This is a genomic window from Paenibacillus sp. 01T443 (genome assembly GCF_056398325.1).
In genome coordinates this window covers 190,191-214,885 of record NZ_JBFTPE010000005.1, presented here as the reverse complement: position 1 = coordinate 214,885, position 24,695 = coordinate 190,191, and the positions used below count along the sequence as shown (strand labels likewise).

Here is a 24,695-nt window from a genome sequence, read left to right as displayed (position 1 = left end):
CATATTCCTAGTTCCTATACGGCTTTGACAGCATCGTTGAAGCGGCTCAAAGCATGGCTCGCGTACGTGAAGAGACGTTCAAGCCGATTCCGGAGAACGTGGCGGTTTACGAGAAGCTGTATGCGGAATACAATCTGCTTCATGACTATTATGGCCGTGGTTCAAACGATGTTTTGAAACGCCTTAAAGCGATTAAGGAAGAGCAGGCTTAAGCTTTCCCTATAGAGCGTGCGGCCTACTCGGCCAAAGACAGGACTTTCCTCCAAGCAGTGACGCTGCTTGTGAGGAAGCCCTGTCATTTTTTAAAATATAAGAGAGTATAAATTTCAATCTTATACGATGCTTATATTTCACCGCGAAACGAGCTTTTGCCGCAAGGACGGCGTCAGCCGTTTACGCTTGTGTAAACGGTTAGCGTAAAAGAAAACGATTTGGATTGGAATTAAGCCGGTGATATTGCCCATAAAATTCCTTTAATAAAAAATGGAGATCATTTACTTTTTGAGATAGAATAGATAAATGTGTATAGAGAGAATCATGGGCTGGGGGATGAACGGAAGTGTATTGCCATCATTGCGGAAAGAAGCGGACAGATGATGCGGTTTATTGCAGTCAGTGCGGAAGATTGCTTGCAGATGATGAGGACGCCGCAGCAAAGGGAAGCGCTGAACGGACGTTAGTCATTTTGGAGACTGCCGCTTCTATAGAGACAGATAGGGGAAACAGACAGACTGCTATACCAATTAACGCTCGGAAGCGTGGCGCTAGGGGATCGCTGTGGGCATGGCTGATGCCTATTATTCTAGCACTCGTTACGGCGGGTTCTGTCTTTAGCTACTATATATATCAAGCAGGAATTAATGATAGAGTGATCAAGCTTCAGGCAAAAGCGAAGTCGGCGGCGCTGGCAGGCAGGTATGAGGAAGCTCAGGCGTTGCTCCAAGAGGCTGCAGATGTGCGTCCGTCATTTGCTGCAGTGCAGAAGGATGCAGAGATTGTCGCTCTTGCAGGTGTTTTGTCGAACTCGGTTACTGCGGCGGGCAAGCAGCTGGAGGAGCAGAAGCTTGCCGAAGCGGAGCAGACGCTGGAGAAAGCGGGAAATGAGCTGAGCGGTCATACCGAGCCCATCTTTACGATGGTAAAGGAGCAGCTGAACACCTTTACGGTGAAGCTAGGCGTAATGAAGCTGACCGAAGAGCTCGCCGATCTGAAAACAGTGGATGAGCTAGCGGCAAAGCTTAATGTCGCTAATCATTTAGAGGGTGAAGAAGCAGCCGCGGTGCAGGAGCAGATCGTAGCGAAAATCGTAGATATCAGCTTGAAGGAAGCGGAATCGCTTCTTAAGAAGAAAAGCTATTCGGGCGCACTGGAGGTTACCGCGAAGGGGCTGACCTACGCTAAGGATAATGAAAAATTAACGAAGCTGGAGAAACAAATTACGGAGGCCCAGGCAGATTACGAGAAGGACGAGCAGCAGCGTTTGGAGCAAGCGATGCAGCAAGCGGCGGCCGAGGATTTAAAGAACCAAACGGCAGCTGTCGAGGTTGTTCATATCGATTCCACGCTTGATGAATTCGGTGACTTGAATATCGCAGGCGAGCTTAAAAACGCAGCGACGCGTCCGATCTATTCGATCACAGTGAAATTTATTGTCTATGATGCGGGAGGCAACGAGGTAGGCTCGGGCACGGCAACGGCCGCGCCTGATTATGCCCAGCCCGGCGAGAAAATAACCTTTAACAGCACCGTATACGGTGTTTATGTAGAGAATACAACCGTCGTCGTTGACCATGCGACTTGGTATTTGGATTAAGGGGGCGATGAGATGAGTAAACGAGCATGGATCAGCGCCATCGCATCCACCCTTATTGTTTGTGGAGGAATGGCTGCCGCGTTAGCCATTCATTCCGAGATGCCCGGCAAGCTGCAGGGGAAGCCGTTGTTAGCCGTTGCGGAAATCGGAAAGAAGAAGACACTGAAGGATATTATTTTTGAAACGCAGAAGCTGGTCGTCATGATTGAAACGGAGGACGGCTCCCAAGGCTCCGGCTTTCTTTATAATAAAGAAGGTGATTTGATCACGAATGCGCATGTTGTCGCAGGCGCCAAAAAGGTGAAAATTAAAACGGCCGACGCACGCGAGCTGGACGGCGAGGTCATCGGTATCAGCACGGAGACGGATATCGCCGTCGTTCGTGTCGAAGCCTTGGCTGGCACCGAGCCGCTGCAGGTGGTGCGTGACGGGAAAGCGGAGGTCGGCGATGAGGTGCTGGCTGTAGGCAGTCCGCTCGGCTTTCAAAATACGGTTACGACCGGCATCATCAGCGGCTTAGGCAGAAGCTTCGAAATCGAACCGTATTTATATTCCGATTTGTATCAAATTTCGGCGCCGATTGCGCCTGGCAACAGCGGAGGACCGCTTGTCGATCAGACGTCTGGCGCCGTGCTCGGCATTAACTCGGCGGGCTATGATCAAGGCTCGATCGGCTTCAGTATTCCGATTTCGAACGTTATCGAGATTGCGGAAGACTGGTCAGAAGAGCCGATGAAAGAGCTGCCCGAGCTGGAGATTGCCGACGAGCCTGCCAGACTAGAGGAAGATGCTGAGGTTGAAGAATTCGCCGGATATCTGGTAACGCATTTCTATGACAGTCTAAATAACGCGGATTATGTTTATGCTTACTCGCTGCTCGGAGGCAATTGGAAGGAAGGAACCAGCTACGAGAAATTCCGTGAAGGCTATTTAGGGACGTTAAATGTCGTTATCGACGATATGCATGTGAAGGACAGCAAAGAAGATAGAGCAACGGTTATCGCTGTTATTTCTGTAGACGAGCGTGTTGAGGGGAAATATGTGTTAAGCAAGTATCAGGTAACCTACGAGGTAGGCTATGAAAATGACCAATTAAAGCTGATTAGCGGTAAAGGCAAAGCCATTAAATAATGCAGGTTTCGTTGAAGCTTATAAAAAAGAAAGAGCTAGAAAAAATCGTCCAGGGGGACGACGTTCTCTAGCTCTTTTTTGTGATCTTTGCTTTTTAGTTTAGTCTTCAATCGCAGAGTCGAAGGTTTCCGTTTCGTCTATGAATTCATCGGCTTCATCCTCGCGATGAAAAGGATTATAAATGAGCTGAAGAGCGACGGAGTCATTTCGTTGAACCGGGAAGTAAAGCAGCGATGCAGGAATGACGCGTCCGTTAAGCTGAAGCTGATAGCTGATATTGCCGCCGATCGGAACGCCGCTAACGGAAACGATTTGTCCTCTAAAATTAAAGCGCACGACGCCTGTTTCCGCAAGCGCTTGATAGATCGTCAAGCCGGGACGGAAACGCACACGGTAGGCTTGCGTAACGTTAGGGAACGTCCTTCCGCCGTTAATGACAACCGTAACCGTATTTTGCGGCCCTGGAGGGAACGGGAAAGGAATCGGGAATGGAAACGGGAACGGAAACGGGAACGGCCCTGGTCCAGGAGGAAACGGTCCGGGTCCAGGAGGAAACGGCCCTGGTCCAGGAGGAAACGGTCCTGGTCCAGGAGGGAACGGTCCGGGTCCAGGCGGAAACGGCCCTGGTCCAGGCGGGAACGGTCCGGGTCCAGGCGGGAACGGCCCTGGTCCAGGCGGGAAAGGCCCTGGTCCAGGAGGGAACGGTCCGGGTCCAGGAGGGAACGGTCCGGGTCCAGGAGGAAACGGCCCTGGTCCAGGCGGGAACGGCCCTGGTCCAGGAGGAAACGGCCCTGGTCCAGGAGGAAACGGTCCGGGTCCGGGAGGGAACATCCCTGGACCCCCCGGTCCACCCGGTCCACCCGGCCCGAAGCCGCCAGGCGGAGGCGGTGGCATGATGGTACGCGTTCCGCCGCAGCCGCAGTCGCTGCCTGCTCGAACGGCTTGCCGCGCATTCGCGTTAAATTGTTGCTCGTTTGTGTAAGTATAATCCATGCAAGCACTCATACTCCTTTACGAAACAGATTAGGCATCTATCCTTATCTATCGTATGCGGCAGATGCCTATCCGGTGTACTGATGCAGGAGGATGAAATAAATCATGCCTTAAGACGCAAAAATGGCGCCGCCCCATAATTGAGGCAAGCGCCGTACTTATAACCTATTATTTTACAGCTGCTTCGTAACGTTTGCTAACTTCATCCCAGTTTACTACGTTCCAGAAAGCTGCGATATAATCAGGGCGTTTGTTTTGGTAGTTCAGGTAGTAAGCGTGCTCCCATACATCAAGACCAAGGATTGGCGTTTCGCCTTCCATGATCGGGCTGTCTTGGTTAGGCAAGCTGTATACTTTCAATTTGCCGTTAGCCACTGCAAGGAATGCCCAGCCGCTGCCGAAACGAGTTGTTGCAGCTTTTGCGAAGTCTGCTTTGAAAGCTTCAAAGCCGCCAAGCTCGCTTTCGATTGCTGCTGCAAGAGCGCCAGTTGGTGCTCCGCCAGCGTTTGGAGCGATTGTTTCCCAGAACAAGCTGTGGTTTGCGTGTCCGCCGCCATTGTTGCGAACAGCAGTACGGATACCTTCAGGAACGCTTGCAAGGTCAGCGATCAATTCGTCGATCGATTTGCTTTGCAATTCTGGAGCGGACTCCAAAGCAGCGTTAAGGTTAGTCACGTAAGCATTATGGTGACGGCCGTGGTGAATTTCCATTGTTGTCGCATCGATATGCGGCTCAAGAGCGTTGTGCGCGTAAGGCAAAGCTGGTAGTTGATGTGCCATTTTTTTACAGCCTCCTAATTATATGTAGTTATCCAAGTCCATTATCCCTTATCCGATCGAATAAATCAACATTATTGTTTCAAAAGTCGAAAGGAGGCAAAGGGCCAAACCTAACTTAATTTTGAGGCGAGTGCCGCCGCCGTCCTCTGCTGCGAAAGCAGTCGCTATGTGGCGATATAGAAGAACATTTATAAGCGAAAACTTATAAATCCTTTTACACTGCAATAGGGTATCTCCGTCCTAACGAAAATATACGAACTAGGAGTATGGAAGGGCTTCATTTACAAAAAAAACGATTAAATGAGTGTAAGCGCTTAATATAAAGCGTTTTCAAGAGATAATCGATGATTTGTTTAATTTTTTTAAGGAATATTAAAGATACAAGCAGGATTTCGTTAAATTTTGTCGTAATATATTCTAAATGCAGTACTATGACATGGTATAGAAGGTGTAATTTAAATGAATGTTCGTTCCTTCCAGTTGTCCGATTACCGACCAATTACAGCACTGCTTGAGGATGTTCTTACCGAAGAGTGCTACGAACAAACGATGGAAGCTTTTGCCCGCCAGTTGTCATGGGATAGTGATTTAGTTCTAGTCGCTGTCGAAAATTCCGAAATTGTGGGCATGATTATCGGTACGATTGATAATAACAAAGGTTATTATTATCGAATTGCCGTCTCTCCTCTCCACCAACGGAAAGGAATCGGTAAAACGCTCATCCAGGCATTGCGCCAGCGTTTCGAACAGCGCCATGTTACAAAGATACTAATTACCGCGGACGAGCACAATGAGCCGGTTTTGCCGCTGTATGAGTCGATGGGGTACGTTGCCAACGATTTTATCAGATCATTTCAGAAACTGAGCATTGTAGCCGGTTAACGCGAACTTTACTGCATGTATGTTGTACGCAGGGCATATCTGCATCGCCATTGCTTTTGGCGGTGAGATATGCTTTTCTTATTACTATATACTTTTATAAGGAGAACGGGATGGAACCATATCGGCACTGTGTCATCAAAAGCTTCAAACATAACGGTCACATTCACCGTACATGGCAGCAGAATTGGCTTGTTCCCGAAGAGCTGCTTGCGAGCGAGCATAAAACGGAAGCGATAAAGGTGCTCATTAACAGCCAAACGCCGATTCAAGAGTCAGACGGTAAGATATGGGTTAGCCGCGTTCCCGCAGTCTCCTTTTTTATACCTGGGCAGTGGTTCAACGTCGTTGCTTTATTAGAAGAGGGAGGCGTGCGCTATTACTGTAATATTGCCTCTCCGCCTTATTTGCAAGGGGATGTGCTCACCTATATCGATTATGATTTGGATGTCATCCGTACGGTAGAAGGCGAAAGGTTCGTTGTCGATCAAGATGAGTATGAGATGCATAAAGCGGCCTACCATTATCCGAAAATGGTCGACGACAAGGTGCAGGAGGGTCTTGCGGCGCTATTGCTCCGTATCGATCAAGGGCATACTCCTTTCCATGATCAGTTAGTGACGACGTATTACGATGCTTGGCTGAAGCACAGCGATGAGGTGGAGAAATGAGCCAGCTAGATCCGAATCATAAGCTTGAGAATAACAACGCAGGGAATGAGACTGAACCGTTGCTGACTGCTTCCGCAAGCAATCGTCCGATCTGGCTTGTTGAGCTGCTGGACTGGATCAAAACATTCGTGCTTGCTTTTGCCGTTGTGCTGCTTTTGCATTTTTTTGTTTTTAACCTCTCCAAAGTCGAAGGTCATTCCATGGAGCCGACCTTAACGGAACATGAGTGGCTGTTCGTTAACAAGATTATATATATAGTTGGCAAGCCGAAAGTCGGCGATGTGGTTATATTGAAGGAACCGGGCAGTGGTATAGGCGAGAAGAAGTTTCTTGTCAAAAGAATAGTCGGCCTGCCGGGCGATCATATCGAGGTTCATGATCAGCACTTGTACCGAAACGGCAAGCTGGTGGACGAGCCGTACACGGATTCTCTCATAGAAGATATGAGCTACGGACCGGAAGTCATTAACGAAGGACATTATTTTGTCATGGGGGATAACCGTCACGCGAGAGCGAGCCTTGACAGCAGGTCGTTCCATGCGGTTCCAGAAAAGCTGATTCGGGGCAGAGCCGAGTTTATTTTATGGCCTTACAAAGAGATAAGATCGCTTTAAGGAGGATTCGACAATGAAGGACGTTATGATCTATACGGACGGAGCCTGCTCCGGCAACCCGGGACCGGGCGGCTGGGGAGCGGTGCTCTTTTTTGGCGTTCACCAGAAGGAAATCTCAGGCGGCGAGAAGCACACGACGAATAACCGCATGGAAATTCAGGCGGTAATCGAGGGTCTGAGGCTGTTGAAGGAGCCATGTCAGGTAAAGGTATATAGCGATTCCGCGTATGTTGTCAATTGCTTTCAGAAGGGCTGGATTAACGGCTGGCTGCGTAATGGATGGAAGAACAGCAAGAAAGAGCCGGTGGAGAACCAAGAGCTGTGGAAAGCGCTTTGGGACCTCATGAAAAAGCACAAAGTAGAATACGTAAAGGTAAAAGGCCATAGCGACAATGAATGGAATAATCGCTGTGACGAGCTTGCTCGTGAAGCAATAAAAAGGTTATAGCGAATGACAGACAGATGGGAAAAGCTGAAGGCAGAGATGAAAGAGGCCGCACAGAGCCTTGGCATAGATAAAATAGGAATCGCCTCCGCAGATCCGTTCGTATCCTTAAAGCAAATTTTGCTGAAGCATCGCGAGCTCGGACGGGAATCCGGCTTCGAAGAGCCGGATATCGAGAAGCGGACGAATCCAGCGCTATTATTCGATAATCCCCAGTCGATCATCGCGATCGCGGTGGCGTATCCCGCGAAGCTGAAGGACCCGCCAAAATCGGAGCCGGGGGCAAGACGGGGCATTATGTCCCGCTCGGCTTGGGGGGATGATTACCATAAGGTATTGCGTGACAGATTAGCTAAGCTGGAGGCTTGGCTGAGGGAGCGTGTGCCCGAGCTGCGAGTAGAAAGCATGGTAGATACGGGCGCTTTGTCGGATAGGGCCGTGGCAGAGCGCGCAGGCATTGGCTGGAGCGCGAAAAACTGCTCCATCATTTCGCCCGAGCTAGGATCATGGATTTACCTTGGCGAGATGATCACCAACCTGCCGTTTACGCCGGATGAGCCGGTTACCGAGAGCTGCGGAAGCTGCACAAAATGTATTGATGCTTGTCCGACTGATGCGCTGGTTGGGCCTGGTCAATTGAATTCCAGCCGCTGTATCTCTTTCGTTACTCAGACTAAAGGAATGCTAACGGATGAGTTTATGCGCAAAATCGGTAATCGGCTTTACGGCTGCGATACATGCCAGACCGTATGTCCGGTTAACCGAGGCAAAAACTGGACGCATCAGCAGGAGCTGCAGCCCGATATGGAGCTCGTGAAGCCATTACTGGTTCCCCTGCTGACGATCGGGAACAAAGAGTTTCAAGCAAGGTATGGGCGCACCTCCTCGGCATGGCGCGGTAAGAAGCCGATTCAGCGCAACGCGGTCATCGCACTTGGCAACTTCAAGGAAGCGAGCGCCGTGCCGGATCTGATTCGCGTGCTTGAGCAGGATACGCGGCCGGTGCTGCGCGGGACGGCTGCTTGGTCGCTTGCGCGTATTGGCGGTGAGCAAGCAAGGACGGCATTGCTTGCGGCTGCAGACAAAGAAAGCGATGAGGAAGCGCAGCAGGCGATTGCGATTGCGCTCGAACAAATCAATCGCGCGGCAAACGTTGATGAGCAGAATACGGAAGCAGGTGGAACAAATGATTGAACGGCTATATGCAACTCTGATTGATTCTCCTATCGGGACAATGACGCTGACGGCGAGCGATAAAGGCTTATGCCATTTAGATTTCGCCCCATATGATGCGGTCTCGGATAGCCTTCAGCAGTGGGCGGCACGTCATATTGGTCCGCATGCCGCGGAAATTCCGCTCATCGAGTCGTCCGCCCATCCTCAGCTGAAGGAAGCGGATAGGCAGCTCAAGCTTTATTTTGACGGACAGCTTCAACAGTTCGAGCTCCCTGTTCAAATGTACGGCACGCCGTTTCAGCAGAAAGTGTGGGCAGCCTTGCAGCAAATCCCATATGGAGAAACGCGAACCTATAAGAATATTGCCGTTATGCTGGGCCAGCCAGGCGCGATGCGTGCTGTTGGCGGGGCGAATAACCGCAATCCGTTATCCATTATTGTGCCCTGCCACCGCGTTATAGGCGCAAGCGGGCAAATGATCGGGTATGGCGGCGGCTTGCCGATAAAAATAGCGCTGCTAGACTTAGAGAAGAGAGCATGAGACAAGCAACATAAGCTGCCACAAAAAGGTTGCGCGGGGCGGTAAACCGTTCATTGCGAACACGGGACGAACATGCTATCATGGGAACATTATACACAGCAGGAGATTTAGAAAGGGTCGGGTGACAGGTATGTCTTGGGTAAACATTGTAGTGCCAATCGTAACATTACTAGCAGGAGCTGTAGGGGGCTTTTTTGTTGGCGTATTCTATCTGCGGAAGCAGCTTGAGAAAATGCAAAACGATCCGGAAATGATTCAGAAAATGGCTAAGCAAATGGGCTATAACCTGAATAAACAACAAATGCAAAAAGCGCAGCACATGATGAAAAATCAAAAAATGCCTCGCAGATAAACATAAGCCCGAGGCGGAGCCGGAAGGAGAGTTCAGAAATGGCGGGTAGGAAAGACTACGTCAATTCGAGTGTAACGAGCAACCGGGAGCAGATTGAACATCATATAAGAGAAATTTTGAAGCTGGTTGGTGAAGATGTAGAGCGTGAAGGACTGCTGGAAACGCCTGCACGCGTAACTCGCATGTACGAAGAAATTTTTGCAGGCTACGAGGTTGATCCGAGAGAGGTGCTTGGTGTCACGTTTGATGAGCAGCATGAGGAGCTCGTTATCGTGAAGGACATTGTTTATTACAGCCAATGCGAGCATCATATGGCGCCGTTCTTCGGGAAAGCGCATATCGGTTATATCCCAAGCGGCAAAATCGCGGGGCTTAGCAAGCTTGCAAGACTCGTAGAGGCGGTTACACGCCGACTGCAGGTACAAGAGCGGATTACATCGCAAATCGCGGATATCCTTGCTGAGGAGCTGGAGCCTCATGGCGTGATGGTCGTTGTCGAAGGCGAACATTTATGCATGTGCGCACGAGGTGTGAAGAAGCCGGGCAGCAAGACGGTGACCTCCGCCGTAAGAGGCGAATTCCGCACCAGTTCAGCGCTTCGTTCTGAGTTTCTTACATTATTGAAGCAATAAGCAGGTATGCTCGGTAGAAAGTCGGACAAGGGAAACCTCCTGTCCGACTTTTTTTAATAGATCAGAGTTTATAAGTTTTCAATTAAAAATCCGTTTATAGATCTCCGCGAAACGACTTCTTTCGTTGCCAAAAGACGGCGACAGCCAAATACGCTTGTACAGTCAATTAGAACGGCGCCCACACAAGCTTGCGTGCTTCCTCGAACCGTTCATTCACAAACGGCCAAATAACCACGTTCCACCAGTCCTGTACATAGTCCACCCGTCTGCTCTGATGCTTCAAATAATAGGCATGCTCCCAAACGTCGAGCGGAAGCAGCGGAATAACATCCCATTGCGATAGGTTTTGATGCTTCTCAGCCGTCAAAATTTCAAGCCGCCTGCTGCGCGGGCTCCATACGAGAATGGCCCAGCCGCCGCCTTCTACCTTCACGGCCGCTTCGCTAAACTGTTGTTTAAAGGCAGTGAAGCTGCCAAAATCGTTTCGGATCTGCTGACTTAGCAGACCGATAGGCTCTCCGCCGCCATAAGGTGAGAGAACGCTCCAGAACAGCGTATGCAAATAATGTCCTGCGCCGTTAAAGGCAAGCTCTCGCTCCCAGTGCTTCACGAGATCAAAGCTGCCGGTATCGCGCGCCTCTTGCAGCTGGAGCTCTGCTTTATTCAAGCCATCGACATAGGATTGATGATGGATATCATGATGTATCCGCATGGTCTGCTCATCAATGTAAGGCTCCAGCGCATCATATGGATAAGGTAGCGGAGGCAGCGTATGCCCACCGATCGGCACTTGCTGGAGCGGAGCGCGCTGCTCACTGTTGCCAGGGCTGTTCGCAGCCTGGCGGTAAGCGCTCATTAAACCGATATAATAATTCGATTCTCTGATGGAATGAAGGATGACGGTTTTTGTGATGGGAGAAGAAATGGATGCGGTCCGCTCGATAAGCTGCGACAGCTGGTCCACATACGTGCGTGACTGCTCCAGCGCAGTATCAACAAGCGCTTCGATCGTTTGCTCCACATAAGAAGGCAAACGAGTGGGGTAAGGCAGCCATTCTTCCAACCATTGATTCGTATAGTGGGCGGTATGCGTGAAGACGGGCTCCCAGGATTGGAGCAGCTGGACATATTGACGCTCCATTTCGGGGGAAGCTTGCAATATAACAGCCGCATGTTCTTTTTCCTGCAGCTTCCAATGACGAATCAACTCGATTACGCGAACGGGCATGAGCGTTCCGTAAACAAAAAGCACGACCATCGCCTCCTTTGTCGCAACAAGTGCATCTATGTTAGATGTATTCGTTGTGAAACGGGCTTATGTCGTGCTTGTTGATTATATTCGCTCTGCTTGGAGCTGTTGGTCGACTTGGCTGAGAAATAGAGCGGCTCTCTGAATGTATTCACTCGGATGAACCTGAAACAGCAGCTCATGCTTGCCATCCTGCACGATCCAGGAGCGGGAGAGGACATTGCCTTGTCCTTCAGCAATCGCTTCAGCCGTTTCGTAAGGCGCTTTTACATCGTTTGTGCCATGAATAATGAACATCGGAATATCGTAGACATTGGATATGACTTCGCTTGCCGGAATGGAGCCAAAGTTCGTCCCTGTCCACAGCGGAATCATGGTTTCGATAAGCGGCAGCGAAAATTGCGGCAAGGAAACGAACTGATTCAAGTTGTCGAACAAGGCCTCTGAGCTTGGAATGAACAAGCTGTCGAGTATCATGGCATCAATCTCATCGGTCTGCAAGGCAGCTTGCAAAGCTGTTCCCGCACCCATGGAGAAGCCCCAAACGACGATATCCTCGGCACCGCGGGATTTGGCATAGTCTACGGCAGCAAGCAGCTGCTGCGATTCCTCGAGTCCTCCGGTAGCCGGCGCCTTATATTCTTTGGAGGCGTAGCCGTAATCAAACAACAATATATTATAATTCAGCCCGTGCAGCAGCTTGGACAGCTCATACATCGGGACCCATGATTCTTCGCGATTGGCGCCATAGCCATGGCTGAATACAACCGTTCGCGCTGACGGAGCAGACTCGATGGCATCGGTATCAGCGGGGATAAACCAGCCGCTGACCGTCGTGTTTCCGCTTTTACTAGGGAAAATGACATCTTCGTAATCTAGGCCAATAGCCGCTTGTGGATTAGAGGAAAGCGGAGCAACGTAAGGATAAGCAAGCATCCAAGCGACATAGCCATGAAAAATAATAACAGCAAGCAGACACATCGCCGTAAGGGATGCAACCGAAGCAACCAGCAGATGTTTGCCTCGGCTTCTGGTTTTACGCAGCAGGAAAGGATTATCGGAATCTCCCAGCGGGAAGGGCTGAAGGCTTTGCGGAAACCCGCCTTCAAGCGGCAATGGTGTCATAATGGTCGTGCTCATGTCGTTGTCCTCCCTCTGTAAGCAAACGTCTATTGGACTAGTTTTTCCAATGGTTGTAAGCGCTTTTTATTTCTAGTACTTTCATCGTAGTCCGGTCCTATAAGCCTGTCAATCGATGTCGAGGTATTGTTAATCATCTGTAATGTTACTGTAATGTAAAGAACTCTTCTTTACCTTATTGGAAGCGATGAGTTATACTGAATGAGAATCGGTTTCATTGGATGAAACTTTTTGGAATGATAAGAATGTGGGAGGTGCGGCTGCATGGAAGATGGAAAATCGACGGTGCGGGCAGTGGATCGCGCGCTTGATATATTGCTGTGCTTTATTTTAAAAACGGACTGGGCGATGACGGAAATTGCAGAACATGTCGGCCTGCACAAAAGCACGGTACATCGGATGCTCGCTACGCTCGAAGAGAAGGGGTTCATCGAGCGGGACCGCTCAACGGACCGTTATCATTTAGGATTAAAGATGTGGGAGCTGTCCGCCAATTTATCGCGTTCAGACGACCAAGCAACGATATGGCTGCCCGAGATGGAGCGGCTGCGCGACCAGTTGGGAGAAACAGTTAGCATATATGTAAGGGACGGCTCCGAGCGGATTCGCATGCAAGCCGTTCAAAGCAATCAGCCTGTGCGGCGGGTTGCGCCGGTCGGCGTGAGGCTGCCGCTTTATGCAGGCGCTTCGAGTAAGGTGCTGATCGCTTATTCCGACCCGATGGTGCAGGAAAGTATTTTTGGCGATCCGTCATGGCTATATTCCATTGATCTAGACCAGTACAAGCAGCAGCTGGAAGAGATTTGTTTACAAGGATACGCAACAAGCTTCGAGGAACGCGAGCCGGGAGCAGCCGCGCTGTCCGCGCCGATATTTAACCGGACAGGCAAGCTGATCGCGGCATTATCCGTATCGGGGCCTGCAAGCAGGCTAACCATGCAGACGATGAGAGAATACGCGCCTGTGATGATGGAGTCCGCTAAACGGATGGGCATTATGATTATATAGCCAAAACAACAAAAAGCAGCAGGACTGAGGCGAACCTCGGACCTGCTGCTTTGTTAAAATATTAGAAAGTAAAAATTTGCGCCAGCCGTTTACGCTTGTGAACGAAGCAATTCCAGAAAAAAAGGCATCCGCCCAAGCAGAACTAACTGCTTGGGCGATGCCTTTTCTTAAAATATAAGAATTTATAAGTTTCACATTTATAAGTAAGTTTAAATTTCACCGCGAAACGAGCTGTTGCCGCCAAAGGACGGCGACAGCCGTTTACGCTTGCGGCCGCACAGCTTACGCATGTGCGCCGATGATTACATGTTTGCGATCATTTGGCGAAGTACCGTTTGAAGGATACCGCCGTTGCGGTAGTAATCTACGTCAACGACAGAGTCAAGACGTACGATTGCAGGGAAATCGAAAGTCGTGCCGTCTTCGCGAGTAGCGGTTACCGTAACTTGCGAGCCTGGCGTAACGTCATTGGACAAACCAACGATGTCAAACGTTTCACGACCAGTAATGTTAAGCGTCTTCCAGCCTTGACCTTCTGGGAATTGCAGTGGCAACACGCCCATGCCAACCAGATTGGATCGGTGAATACGCTCAAAGCTTTCTGCGATTACGGCTTTAACGCCAAGAAGCATTGTGCCTTTTGCCGCCCAGTCACGGGAGCTGCCAGTACCGTATTCTTTACCAGCTAGAACGACAAGGTTTTTGCCGTCTTTTTGGTATTTCATCGATGCATCGTAGATCGACATCACTTCATCCGTAGGCAGGTAAGTAGTTACGCCGCCTTCTGTGCCTGGAGCCACTTGGTTACGAATACGAATGTTCGCGAACGTACCGCGCATCATCACTTCGTGGTTACCACGGCGGGAGCCGTACGAGTTGAAGTCTTCGCGTTTAACGCCATTTTCGATCAAGTATTGGCCGCCTGGGCTGTTAACGGTAATGTTACCAGCAGGAGAGATGTGATCCGTTGTAACGGAATCGCCCATAAGCGCAAGCACGCTTGCGGAATGAATATCTTCAATGTCGGACAGATCAGGGCCAAGGTTTTCGAAGAACGGCGGGTTTTGGATATAAGTCGATTTATTATCCCACTCGTAGCTCTCGCCCTTAGGAACCGAAATGGCATTCCAACGTTCGTTTTGCGTAAATACGTTCTCGTATTTGTCGCGGAACATTTGCGGGTTAAGCGCAGCAGTCATCGCGTCGTTGATTTCTTTCGACGTAGGCCAGATATCTTTGAGGAATACCGGTTTGTTGTCTTCTGTGAAACCGATTGGTTCTGTTGTCAAATCGATGTTTGTCGTACCGGCAAGCGCATAAGCGATAACAAGCGGCGGCGAAGCCAGGTAGTTCGCTTTTACTTGCGCATGAACGCGGCCTTCGAAGTTACGGTTACCGGAAAGAACTGCGGAAACCGTCATATCGTTGTCAGCGATCGCTTTGCTTACTTCGTCCGGAAGCGGACCGGAGTTACCGATACAAGTTGCGCAGCCGTAACCCGCTACATGGAATCCAAGCGCTTCTAGCGGCTCGATTAGGTTTGCTTTTGTCAAATATTCCGTAACAACGAGCGAGCCCGGAGTCAAGGAGCTTTTTACGTAAGCAGGTTTTTTAAGTCCAAGGGCAACTGCTTTTTTAGCCACAAGTCCGGCACCAACCATTACGCTGGGGTTAGACGTGTTCGTGCAGCTTGTAATTGCGGCAATTACGACTGCGCCAGTGCCCATTTTGCTCACTTGGCCATCATTGTGTTTAACCGTAACGAACTGCTCGATTTTCTCATCGGAGAGTCCGTAGCCGCCTTTGTCGATCGGCGTGCGGATGATGTCGTTAAAGGATTCCTTCATTGCCGTTAGCTCAACACGGTCTTGTGGACGCTTAGGTCCTGCAAGGGAAGGAACGATTGTCGAAAGGTCAAGCTCAACAACATCCGTAAATACCGGATCCGGAGTAGCATCCGTACGGAACATGTCCTGCGCTTTATAGTAAGAGCCAACAAGCTCGATAAGGTCATCATTACGGCCCGTTTGTTTCAAATAAGCAAGAGTTTCGTCATCGACAGGGAAGAAGCCGATTGTCGCGCCGTATTCCGGTGCCATGTTAGCAACCGTTGCACGGTCAGCAAGGCTGATGTTCGACAAGCCAGGGCCGAAGAACTCGACAAATTTGCCGACTACGCCTTTTTTACGCAAAATTTGAGTAACAGTAAGCGCAAGGTCAGTCGCTGTAGAGCCTTCTGCCAGCTTGCCTGTCAATTTAAAGCCGATAACTTCAGGCATTACGAAGTATAGCGGTTGACCAAGCATACCAGCCTCAGCCTCGATACCGCCAACGCCCCAGCCCACTACGCCAAGTCCGTTGATCATCGTTGTATGCGAATCCGTACCAACGAGGGAATCAGGGAATACGACAGTTTCGCCGTCGATTGTTTTTGTAGCTGCAACAGATGCCAGGTACTCCAGGTTTACTTGGTGAACGATACCTGTGCCCGGCGGAACCGCGCGGAAGTTATCGAATGCCGTTTGTGCCCAGCGAAGGAAACGGTAACGCTCTTCGTTACGCTCGAATTCAACCTTTGTGTTGTATTCAAGTGCTTGCGGCGAACCGAATGCGTCAACCATGATAGAGTGGTCAATTACAAGGTCAACGGGAACGAGCGGGTTGATCTTCTTCGGATCTCCGCCTGCTTTTTTTACAGTATCGCGCATTGCCGCGAGGTCAACGACAACCGGTACACCCGTGAAATCCTGCAAAACGATACGTGCAGGAATGAAAGGAATTTCTTTATCTTCGCGTCCGTCAGCCCAAGTTGCCAGCTGCTTTACATGCTCGGAAGTAATGGCGCGTCCGTCAAATTGGCGAACAGCCGCCTCAAGCAATACTTTAATGGAAAAAGGCAATTTCGAGATATCGCCTAGTCCTTGTTCTTCAAGTCCGCCTAGACGGTAGTAAGCGTAAGACTTGCCACCAGCGTCCAGCGTTGTGCGAACCGAATAATGATTTTGTGTAGCCATCGTCATTCTCCTCTTTGAATGTAGTTTGTGTTTCATTCTGTGAAACACAATTTCAAAATCGCTATATCTATAGTATATCGCTAAAATAGTCCTTCCGTAAAGTCCAATTATGTCTTTCCAAGCCTGTAAATCGCTTGAAAACACAACTTCACGAATGTTACATGAAACGGAAGGCGGCTTCATATAATGAAGCAGTTAATCTGCGATAAGCTTGCAGTCACGACAAGGTCAAGGAGGATTGCTATGCCGCGAACAGGTAACCAGGGACAAGGAACGACTGGTCAGAAGAAAACGCAAGCAACGTCCAAACAGGCCGCCTCTCCGCGTAATGTTCAGCAGAAGGCTGCGACGCATGCTATCTTGAAGCAGCAGACCCCTTCCGGGTTGCAAGCGGAACGACAAGCAAAGCCAAGCGATCATGCACCGCAGATCCGGGAACGGGCGAATCAAGAAATTAAGTCTGTTAAACAGCAAGCATCAAAGCTTAACTCACTTTTGCGTTCCTCTGATTATGATCAGCAAATCCAGCAGGGGAAGCTGCAGGGCTGGAAATCAGCAGTCCATCGTTATGTGAGCTTGTACAACCAAGCCGAAGCCAATCAGCACGCAGCCGTGTTGACCGATTACGTAACCGATACCGAACATTGCGAGCGTCTCCGCTGCAGGCTAGAGCGTCTTAGAGAGCGTGATTTGCTCAGAGGAGCGCTTCCGGCAGGCAGCGAAACAAAAGCTGAGCTCATTCGCGTTAATGATTCGGCGAGCGAAGTTTCTGTGCTTGTCCGGCTCCATATTAAAAGAAGGATGGAACAGTCAGGTCGGTTTTACATGGAGGAAAGATCCGAATTTGAACGTCTCTGGTTAGGGTTGTCAGGCGGTGCCTGGGATATTCTGCGAGTGGAGCCGATTATTTCGGAACGCAGGCCTCGGTTTGGCACAGCAACTGACTACTGGATGACCGTCGATGATCATTCGGAGCTATTTGGCGATCTATCGTCACCGTCAACACCATACTTAAATTATGACCTATTACAGCAATTCAAACACCGTCCCTCGGGTATTCGTTACAGGAGAGATTTGGTTGCGGCGTATGCGGACCGTTGGTGGAACGAAGGGAACCCGGCTTATGAGCTTTTTGAGGTGAATTGTACCAATTACGTGTCTCAGTGCATCTTTGCAGGCAATGCCCCGATGAACTATACTGGTAAGAGAGAAACGGGCTGGTGGTATAAAGGCCGAAACAAGGGCAGCGAATGGTGGAGCTACAGCTGGGCGGTATCCAATGCATTAACCAATAATTTGACCGGTTCGAAGACTTCCGGCATGCGTGCGGAGGTTGTGCAATCTGCCGATGAGCTGCAGCTGGGTGATGTCATTACCTATGACTGGAACGGCGATCAGCGCTTTCAGCACAGCACAATCGTGACTGCCTTTGATTCATTCGGAATGCCGCTAGTGAATGCCAATACCGTTTCCAGCAGGCATCGCTATTGGGATTATCGTGATTCCTATGCATGGACGGAACAAACGAAATATCGTTTTTTTCATATTGCTGATCTATTATAAATTATTGTACCGGAGGATATGCCATGGGGAGCAAGGTTCGAGTAGGTTTAGTTTACGGGGGGAAATCGGGAGAGCATGAGGTGTCTCTGCAAACGGCTTACGCGGTTATGGGTGAATTCGACTATAGTAAATATGAAATCAAACCTTTCTATATTACAAAGCAAGGCGGATGGAAAACGGGAGCTGTTCTGCATGCCCGTCCGAATACGGTAGAGGAGCTGCGTTTTGCAGCGGGCGAGGCACAAAAGGGCTTCGCTTTAGCTCCATTATTCGAAGGCTTAAATGCCGGCTCTTCCGCTGCAGGCGAGGAACCGCGCATTGATGTCGTGTTCCCGCTGCTGCACGGGACGTTTGGCGAGGACGGAACGATTCAAGGACTGTTCGAAATGGCGAACATTCCATACGTAGGAGCGGGCGTTCTCGCCTCTGCCGTTGGGATGGACAAGATTCTGATGAAAAAAGTATTTGCGCAAGAAGGCTTGCCGCAATGCATTTTCCGTTACTTCAACCGGACGCAATGGGAAAGAGATGCTTCCTTCTTTATTATGGAATGCGAGGTTTCGCTCGGCTACCCATGCTTCATCAAACCGGCTAACCTTGGCTCCAGCGTCGGCGTATCCAAAGCCAAAAACCGTGAAGAGCTCATTGCGGCGGTAAACTACGCGCTGCGTTTTGACCGTAAGGTAATCGTGGAGGAATTTGTTGATGCGCGGGAAATCGAAGTAAGCGTACTGGGCAACGATGACGCCAAAGCATCCGTACCGGGTGAAATTGCGCCGTCTAATGAGTTCTATGATTATAAGGCTAAATATATCGATGGAAAATCGACGATGCAAATTCCGGCTATTTTGTCACCGGAAATTACGGAATCCATCCGAGAAATGGCGGTTCGCGCATTCCAATCGATCGACGGATCCGGTTTGTCACGCGTAGATTTTTTCCTTCGCAAAAGCGATAACCAGATTTTTATTAACGAAGTGAACACCTTGCCGGGCTTTACACCTTTCAGTATGTATCCGCTCATGTGGAAAGAAACCGGTATTCCATATAAAGAACTATTGGATAGCTTGATTGCGCTGGCTCTTTCACGCCATGCCGACAAGCAGCGTATTGATTTCACAGGTGAAGCGGCACAATAAGATTAAAGCTTACTTACAGTGGCTGGCATAGCTTGACTGGCATATAACTCGCGGGTATGCTCCAACGACACTGACAGAAAACCAGTAGGGTAACCAATCCATAGAATCCCAAAATAAACGTGTCATGCAGGAACGCAATCCGTTTCTTGCATGACCGTATTAAATTCTCGCCAACGCTTATCGGTGGCATAGCCCTTTTTGTTATGTTGACGCTTCTAAGGAGTAATTAGCAGGAGAAATTCCTGTTAATTCTTTCCCGAGTATGGGTTAGTGGTTGTTTAACAGGAATTTCTCCATCTAAATACTCACATATAGAGAAAAATGCCGGACAAGCTCCAAATTAGATGGAGTATTTCCTTCTAAATGCTTAAATTGAGCACAATAGGCTAAATTAGCAGGAGAAATTCCTGTTATTGCAAACCAAGAAGGTTAAGCGAAGTGTAGTGTTGTGTAGTGAGCTATACTGTACTGCACTCTGTACTGCACTGCATTGCACTGTACTGTTGCGTAGTGTGGTGTGGTGTTGAGGTAACTCAAACCTCGAAGTATAAAGATATCCCTTCTATGTAATCAAGTAAGATCAAGTAAGTAAGCAAGCAAGTAATCAGTCCCTACAACCCAAAGTAAGCGTGTCCCCCAGGGACGAAAGCGATCCCCCTCAAACGCAGCAAGAAAGCGCCACCGCTACACGGACGTTAGTCCAGTTGCGGGTGTCCAGAGGGTGCAACCCTTGGGGCCCTCCCTTGGAAGGGAGGGTTTGGGTGGGTTCGAAAAGCCTTTGAAGGTTGGCAGTAAAGCCTTTGAAGGTTAGTAATAAAGCCTTTAAAGGTTGGTAGTAAAGAGCCTTTGAAGGTTGGTAGTAAGTAATCCTTTGTCTTAAAGGTTTGGTTGTTAGCTTTAAAGGTTTGGATATATTCCTTTAAAGGTTTGATTGTAAGCCTTTCAAGGCTTGCACAATCCTTTGAAGGCCAGGTAGAAATTTCACAGAAAGGAGGGAAATATTTATGGGTTTTGCAACGGAGTTTAATTCGGTTTGCAAATTTAAGTCCGAGCAGGAGCTGTATGAATTGTTGGAGTACGGTCGGGGCAAAATGGTCAAGAGCGGCTTTCGCGTTTTTCCAACTGGCCAGAAGGTAATTGCCTACACGCCTGCTAACGAAGCGATCGCGATTGTCCGCATTTTAGCTTCTATAGCCGAGATTAATTTTCAAGGCGAAGAAGTGACACAAGTGGAGATGGAGCTCGTGAGAAAGTTGACTGAGGAAGAAGCAAGAGTTCAAACGGCACTCGCTTTTGAAATGTTTTTTGGCGAGAAGGCTTAATTGATGATTGTTAGATTAGGCTTTGTCGCAATGAGCTTGCAGCTTGAAAATGCGTCTCCCTCCAAAACGATGACCTTCACAAACTTCTCTAAGCTGGACGACCGCGAGGCGGGAATTCGGAAGCTTGAAAGAATTGCGGAAGAGAATCTGCGGAACACACTGCGTATTTTGAAGCTTTGCAAAGCAAGCGGCATTCAAATGTATCGTTTTTCGTCTAAGCTCATTCCACTGGCTACGCATGAAGAATTAGTGGGTTGGAACCCCTTTACCGCGCTGGCTCCTGCTTTTCAAGAGGTGGGTGAATATGCGCAGAAGAACGGTATCCGAGTATCCTTCCATCCGGATCATTTCTGTGTGTTCAGCACGCCTAGGCCGGAGGTGCTCGCCAAATCCGAGCTGGATTTGATGAATCATGTTCTTATGCTTGAGGCAATGGGACTGGATGAGGCGACCAAATGCAACATACATATCGGTGGGGCATATGGCGACAAGGCTTTAGCTGGAGAACGGTTCATCCGTCAATTCAGTGCCTTGTCGTCTCGTCTTAAGCATCGGATTACACTCGAAAATGATGATAAAACGTTTAATGCTAGGGAAACCCTCGCTGTAGCGGAACAAGTGGAGGTTCCCATGGTTCTTGACATTCATCATCATGCCGTCAATTCCGGCGACATTGGAGATGACGAGCTGTATGATGGGTTATGGCCGCGGATAGAGCGCACCTGGGAAAAGGAGCGGGAACGGCTGGGCTATACAAGCGCCAGTCAGCTTCCGACCAAAATCCATGCCTCTAGCCCCAAAAGCTTGTCTGATCCGCGCGGTCATGCGGATTTTGTGGAAGCCGGGCCATTGGTCGAGTTTTTGCGCCATGCCGCAAGGAGCTGCGAGTTTTTGGACTGTATGCTGGAAGCAAAAAGCAAGGATGAAGCGCTGCTCAAGCTCAGCGAAGACTTAAAGCAGATGGAAGCAACCGGAGAAGGCATTAAGGTGTTAGATGGCGGACGCGTAGAGATTGCCCCCTTTCATTAACCGAAGCAGAATAGCACCGCCAAGGGATATCTTGGCGGTGCTATTGTATGCTGGCAGCTTTCTGCATTGCCTTCTTTATCACATTGAAAAGGTGATCATCATCATGGAATGGATACTTTTAGTGCTGCTCGGGGTTGTAGCGGCTATGTTCGGCAGTATAGTAGGACTTGGCGGCGGGATTATCATTGTCCCCGTGCTAATGCTGATCGGTCCCGTGTTAACGGGCGATGAGATCGGACATGCAACGGCGGTCGGCATTTCGTTAACTGTGCTTGTTGTGACGGCACTCGCATCAACGCTCAGCTATGCAAAACGGAAAATTGTCGATTTCCGCAGCGGCTGGTTATTTTTTATAACGAGCGGACCAGCTGCCATGATTGGCTCAGCGCTAACGGGCATGCTTCCAGCGGGCGTGTTTCAACTGGTATTCGGCGTGTTTATGCTGCTGATGGCCTCACTTCTAATTGCTCGGGACTATATGAAACCGTTTTCCAAACAGTGGCCAATCGTCCGTACGATAACCGATGCTACGGGAGAGGTGCACACCTATAGCTACGGGATTCTGCCTGCGCTCGCGATCGGTTTTGGCGTAGGGCTGATGTCAGGGTTGTTCGGCATTGGAGGAGGATCGTTATTCGTGCCGCTCATGGTGCTGTTATTCCGTTTTCCGCCTCATATGGCTACGGCAACCTCCATGTTCGTCATTTTTTTATCATCCATACTTGGGAGCGGCATGCATGCTTATCTGGGGGAGACGGATTGGCTGCTCGTGCTTGCTTTAGTGCCTGGAGCATGGATCGGAGGAAAGCTTGGAGCGGCGATTGCAGTGAAACTGAGTGGAAAAGGCTTGTTATGGCTGCTTCGGGTAACGCTTCTGCTTCTTGCGGGACAATTAATCATTGAAGGCTTGCGATCATTTTGATATGGTGAGAGTACTTATATACGAAACTTGCTTAAGCTTCATACGTAGTAGAGCATAACGTGGATAGAAATGTTCGTAATTTTACATAGAGGGAAGAGTGATGGATCGTGAGTGACCAGAACAACACTTCCGTCGTTGGCGGGAAAAGCTTTACTGCTGTCGCAATCAATTGTGCGTCTAAAGCAGGAGAATGGATTAAGACGAAGCTTGGCAATTACGCGAAACTTGATATAAAGTATTCCTCGCATGATCTTGTTACTGAAGTAGACAAAGGCTCAGAGCGCTTGATCAAAAATCTCGTCATGACGCATTTTCCACATCATTCGTTTTTAGGCGAAGAGGGCGTGGAGCCAGGACCGGAAGCATCAACGCGCGCGCTTGAAAATATCCGGGACGCGGAATATTTATGGATCGTTGATCCGATTGACGGAACAACGAACTTTGTACATGGCTTTCCGTTTTTCTGCGTGTCAATCGCGCTTGCTCATAACGGCGAGGTGATCGTAGGCGTTGTATATGATCCGATGAAGGATGAGCTGTTTGTTGCGGAAAAAGGCAAGGGAGCTTATGTTCACGGAAAACGGATGCAGGTGTCCAAAGAAGATACACTGCGCGGCAGCTTGGTGGCGACAGGCCTTCCGGCCGATCACCATTACGCTTTGCCATTAAATTTGCAAGGCATACAAGCGGTGGCGCCTCAAGTGCGTAACCTGCGTATTGCCGGCTCTGCCGCGCTGCATATGGCATATGTAGCTGCAGGAAGGTTAAGCGGCTTTTGGGAAATTGGGCTCAGCAGCTGGGATTTGGCAGCGGGCTCGCTGCTTGTGCAGGAGTCGGGCGGAATCGTAAGCAATACATTAGGCAAGCCATACGACCTCGGTGTTCGCAATGTCGTAGCCACGAACGGTCATATCCAAGAGGAGCTCATTGCTGCTCTTGCTGAAGCGAAAGCAAGCGAATAAAGGGGAAAGGACAGCGCACTGCGAAACTCGCAGCTGCGGTGTCCTTCTCTGTTTAGGGGAAGGAATGAACGGAGATGACAGCAAAAAGAAGAATAGCCGCCTTGTTCATAACTACCGTATGCTTAGGCATGCTGGCAGCATGCGAAAAAAACGAGTCGCCTGAATCGCAGCCATCGACAAATACGTCAACGAACGCAGTAACCGAGAAGCCAGCAGAAACGGAAACGAGTGGAGAGACCGACAAGCCGGCAGCATCAGAAAACGTGGGTGAAGCTTATACGGTGCTTGCCCAGGAGCTTCGTGTACCTTGGGTCATCACATTTGATGATGACATTATCTACATTAGCGAACGAGAAGGAAATATCGTGAAGGTGGACGGTTCGAAAATGACACGGCAATCGGTCCATCTGAATAAAAGCGTGCATGGCCTTGGAGAAGGCGGTTTTCTAGGCTTCCTATTAGCGCCGGATTTTGCAAAGTCGAAACTGGCTTATGCGTATCATACCTATGAAGAGAATGGACAGATTTGGAATCGGGTCGTTCTGCTGAAGCAAAACGGCGAGCAATGGGATGAGGTGCAGGCTCTGCTTGAGGGCATACCCGGAGCAGCTAACCATGACGGCGGAAGAATGGCAATCGGACCAGATAAGCTGCTTTATGTGACAACAGGTGATGCGCAGCAGCGGGAACTCGCACAGGACCTTAACAGTTTAGCTGGTAAAATATTAAGGCTGACACTTGATGGCAAAATACCTGCGGACAACCCTTTACGGGATTCGTATGTTTATTCTTACGGGCATCGTAATCCGCAAGGCCTGGTATGGAATGAAGAAGGGATTATGTTCAATACGGAGCATGGTCCATCCGGAGATCCCGGCGGACATGATGAGATCAATATGATCGAAGCGGGCGCTAATTATGGCTGGCCTGATATTTACGGGGATGCGGAAAAAGAAGGGATGAAAACGCCAATCTATCATACAGGCGAGAAGGCCATTGCCCCCTCTGGCGCGACAATCGACGCGAACAATCGACTGTTGATTGCTACTTTAATGGGCGGAGCGCTCTATCGTTATGATCCGGCGGTAAATAAAATGTCCGTTGTATTTGAAGGCGAAGGCAGACTTCGCGATGTGAAAATAAAGGATGGACGCATTTACGTCATAACGAACAACACCGACGGACGCGGTATACCGTCGAAGACTGATGACCGGCTGCTGCTGCTTAACGACGTGAAATAACGATCAAGAGCATCAAAATAAAACGAGGAAATCTTGCTGGCCAAACGGCCATTAGATTTCCTCGTTTTTATGTTGTCTT

At 49.5% G+C, this 24,695-nt stretch carries 23 protein-coding genes and 1 pseudogene; 19 read left to right on the top strand and 5 right to left on the bottom strand.

What is annotated here, in order from left to right:
- Positions 1–20 precede the first annotated feature (20 nt).
- The 3 genes and pseudogenes from AC1DLI_RS08635 to AC1DLI_RS08625 all read left to right on the top strand — a co-directional run.
- Positions 21–212: pseudogene (locus AC1DLI_RS08635) on the top strand (ribulokinase); the annotation flags it as partial.
- Between the two features lie 347 nt (positions 213–559).
- Entirely contained in the window at positions 560–1,813 is a 1,254-nt protein-coding gene (locus AC1DLI_RS08630; protein WP_477601513.1) for an FxLYD domain-containing protein, read from the top strand.
- A gap of 12 nt (positions 1,814–1,825) precedes the next feature.
- Entirely contained in the window at positions 1,826–2,944 is a 1,119-nt protein-coding gene (locus AC1DLI_RS08625) for a S1C family serine protease (RefSeq protein ID WP_477601511.1), read from the top strand.
- A gap of 99 nt (positions 2,945–3,043) precedes the next feature.
- Here AC1DLI_RS08625 and AC1DLI_RS08620 read toward each other — a convergent pair whose 3' ends face one another.
- Both AC1DLI_RS08620 and AC1DLI_RS08615 read right to left on the bottom strand, forming a co-directional pair.
- Positions 3,044–3,937 (bottom strand): hypothetical protein, encoded by an 894-nt coding sequence (locus AC1DLI_RS08620; RefSeq protein ID WP_477601509.1) that lies wholly within the window; start codon positions 3,935–3,937, stop codon positions 3,044–3,046.
- A 168-nt stretch (positions 3,938–4,105) separates the two neighbouring features.
- A complete protein-coding gene (locus AC1DLI_RS08615) occupies positions 4,106–4,717 on the bottom strand; it encodes a superoxide dismutase (RefSeq protein ID WP_477601507.1) in 612 nt (203 codons plus the stop codon).
- 459 nt (positions 4,718–5,176) lie between these two features.
- On the opposite strand from AC1DLI_RS08615, the gene AC1DLI_RS08610 reads away from it, so the two are divergent.
- The 8 genes from AC1DLI_RS08610 to folE all read left to right on the top strand — a co-directional run bounded on the left by AC1DLI_RS08610 (position 5,177) and on the right by folE (position 10,027).
- Positions 5,177–5,599 carry a GNAT family N-acetyltransferase gene (locus tag AC1DLI_RS08610; protein WP_308995007.1) on the top strand — a complete coding sequence of 141 codons (423 nt, stop codon included), beginning with the start codon at positions 5,177–5,179 and terminating at the stop codon, positions 5,597–5,599.
- Between the two features lie 110 nt (positions 5,600–5,709).
- Positions 5,710–6,267: a DUF402 domain-containing protein gene (locus AC1DLI_RS08605; RefSeq protein ID WP_477601504.1), complete on the top strand. Its 558-nt coding sequence runs from the start codon at positions 5,710–5,712 to the stop codon at positions 6,265–6,267.
- Positions 6,264–6,881, top strand: a complete 618-nt coding sequence (gene lepB / locus AC1DLI_RS08600) for a signal peptidase I (RefSeq protein ID WP_477601502.1) — start codon at positions 6,264–6,266, stop codon at positions 6,879–6,881. Before AC1DLI_RS08605 ends, lepB begins: the two co-directional genes overlap by 4 nt.
- A gap of 13 nt (positions 6,882–6,894) precedes the next feature.
- Positions 6,895–7,329, top strand: a complete 435-nt coding sequence (gene rnhA / locus AC1DLI_RS08595; RefSeq protein WP_477601500.1) for a ribonuclease HI — start codon at positions 6,895–6,897, stop codon at positions 7,327–7,329.
- A 3-nt stretch (positions 7,330–7,332) separates the two neighbouring features.
- The gene (gene queG / locus AC1DLI_RS08590; protein WP_477601498.1) at positions 7,333–8,520 is read left to right on the top strand and encodes a tRNA epoxyqueuosine(34) reductase QueG; all 1,188 of its coding nucleotides are present in this window, start codon (positions 7,333–7,335) and stop codon (positions 8,518–8,520) included.
- Entirely contained in the window at positions 8,513–9,043 is a 531-nt protein-coding gene (locus AC1DLI_RS08585) for a methylated-DNA--[protein]-cysteine S-methyltransferase (RefSeq protein ID WP_477601496.1), read from the top strand. The genes queG and AC1DLI_RS08585 overlap by 8 nt, the downstream gene beginning before the upstream one ends.
- A 130-nt stretch (positions 9,044–9,173) precedes the next feature.
- On the top strand, positions 9,174–9,395 hold the full coding sequence (locus AC1DLI_RS08580) for a YneF family protein (protein WP_169085972.1): 222 nt from the start codon (positions 9,174–9,176) through the stop codon (positions 9,393–9,395).
- Positions 9,396–9,433: 38 nt separating this feature from the next.
- Positions 9,434–10,027: a GTP cyclohydrolase I FolE gene (gene folE, locus AC1DLI_RS08575; RefSeq protein ID WP_308995013.1), complete on the top strand. Its 594-nt coding sequence runs from the start codon at positions 9,434–9,436 to the stop codon at positions 10,025–10,027.
- A gap of 166 nt (positions 10,028–10,193) precedes the next feature.
- On the opposite strand, the gene AC1DLI_RS08570 is transcribed toward folE, so the two are convergent.
- Complete coding sequence (locus AC1DLI_RS08570; RefSeq protein WP_477601493.1) at positions 10,194–11,279, bottom strand: Fe-Mn family superoxide dismutase; 1,086 nt, start codon at positions 11,277–11,279, stop codon at positions 10,194–10,196.
- Between the two features lie 81 nt (positions 11,280–11,360).
- Positions 11,361–12,416 (bottom strand): alpha/beta hydrolase, encoded by a 1,056-nt coding sequence (locus tag AC1DLI_RS08565; RefSeq protein ID WP_477601491.1) that lies wholly within the window; start codon positions 12,414–12,416, stop codon positions 11,361–11,363.
- A gap of 264 nt (positions 12,417–12,680) precedes the next feature.
- Here AC1DLI_RS08565 and AC1DLI_RS08560 point away from each other — a divergent pair, with 264 nt between their 5' ends.
- Positions 12,681–13,424 carry an IclR family transcriptional regulator gene (locus tag AC1DLI_RS08560; RefSeq protein ID WP_477601489.1) on the top strand — a complete coding sequence of 248 codons (744 nt, stop codon included), beginning with the start codon at positions 12,681–12,683 and terminating at the stop codon, positions 13,422–13,424.
- 302 nt (positions 13,425–13,726) lie between these two features.
- On the opposite strand, the gene acnA is transcribed toward AC1DLI_RS08560, so the two are convergent.
- Positions 13,727–16,438, bottom strand: a complete 2,712-nt coding sequence (gene acnA, locus AC1DLI_RS08555) for an aconitate hydratase AcnA (protein ID WP_477601487.1) — start codon at positions 16,436–16,438, stop codon at positions 13,727–13,729.
- Positions 16,439–16,681: 243 nt separating this feature from the next.
- Between acnA and AC1DLI_RS08550 the strand changes: the two genes are divergently transcribed.
- From AC1DLI_RS08550 to AC1DLI_RS08520, 7 genes are all read left to right on the top strand, one after another.
- Positions 16,682–18,001 (top strand): amidase domain-containing protein, encoded by a 1,320-nt coding sequence (locus AC1DLI_RS08550; RefSeq protein WP_477601485.1) that lies wholly within the window; start codon positions 16,682–16,684, stop codon positions 17,999–18,001.
- 23 nt (positions 18,002–18,024) lie between these two features.
- Complete coding sequence (locus AC1DLI_RS08545; protein WP_477601483.1) at positions 18,025–19,140, top strand: D-alanine--D-alanine ligase; 1,116 nt, start codon at positions 18,025–18,027, stop codon at positions 19,138–19,140.
- Between the two features lie 1,004 nt (positions 19,141–20,144).
- Positions 20,145–20,462, top strand: coding sequence for a hypothetical protein (locus tag AC1DLI_RS08540; protein WP_056643007.1), 318 nt, complete (start codon positions 20,145–20,147; stop codon positions 20,460–20,462).
- A gap of 3 nt (positions 20,463–20,465) precedes the next feature.
- Positions 20,466–21,491 carry a UV DNA damage repair endonuclease UvsE gene (uvsE, locus tag AC1DLI_RS08535; protein WP_477601480.1) on the top strand — a complete coding sequence of 342 codons (1,026 nt, stop codon included), beginning with the start codon at positions 20,466–20,468 and terminating at the stop codon, positions 21,489–21,491.
- Positions 21,492–21,594: 103 nt separating this feature from the next.
- Complete coding sequence (locus AC1DLI_RS08530) at positions 21,595–22,413, top strand: sulfite exporter TauE/SafE family protein (protein WP_477601478.1); 819 nt, start codon at positions 21,595–21,597, stop codon at positions 22,411–22,413.
- A gap of 107 nt (positions 22,414–22,520) precedes the next feature.
- Positions 22,521–23,375 (top strand): inositol monophosphatase family protein, encoded by an 855-nt coding sequence (locus AC1DLI_RS08525; RefSeq protein ID WP_477601477.1) that lies wholly within the window; start codon positions 22,521–22,523, stop codon positions 23,373–23,375.
- Between the two features lie 74 nt (positions 23,376–23,449).
- Positions 23,450–24,616: a PQQ-dependent sugar dehydrogenase gene (locus AC1DLI_RS08520; protein ID WP_477601475.1), complete on the top strand. Its 1,167-nt coding sequence runs from the start codon at positions 23,450–23,452 to the stop codon at positions 24,614–24,616.
- Positions 24,617–24,695: the final 79 nt, after the last annotated feature.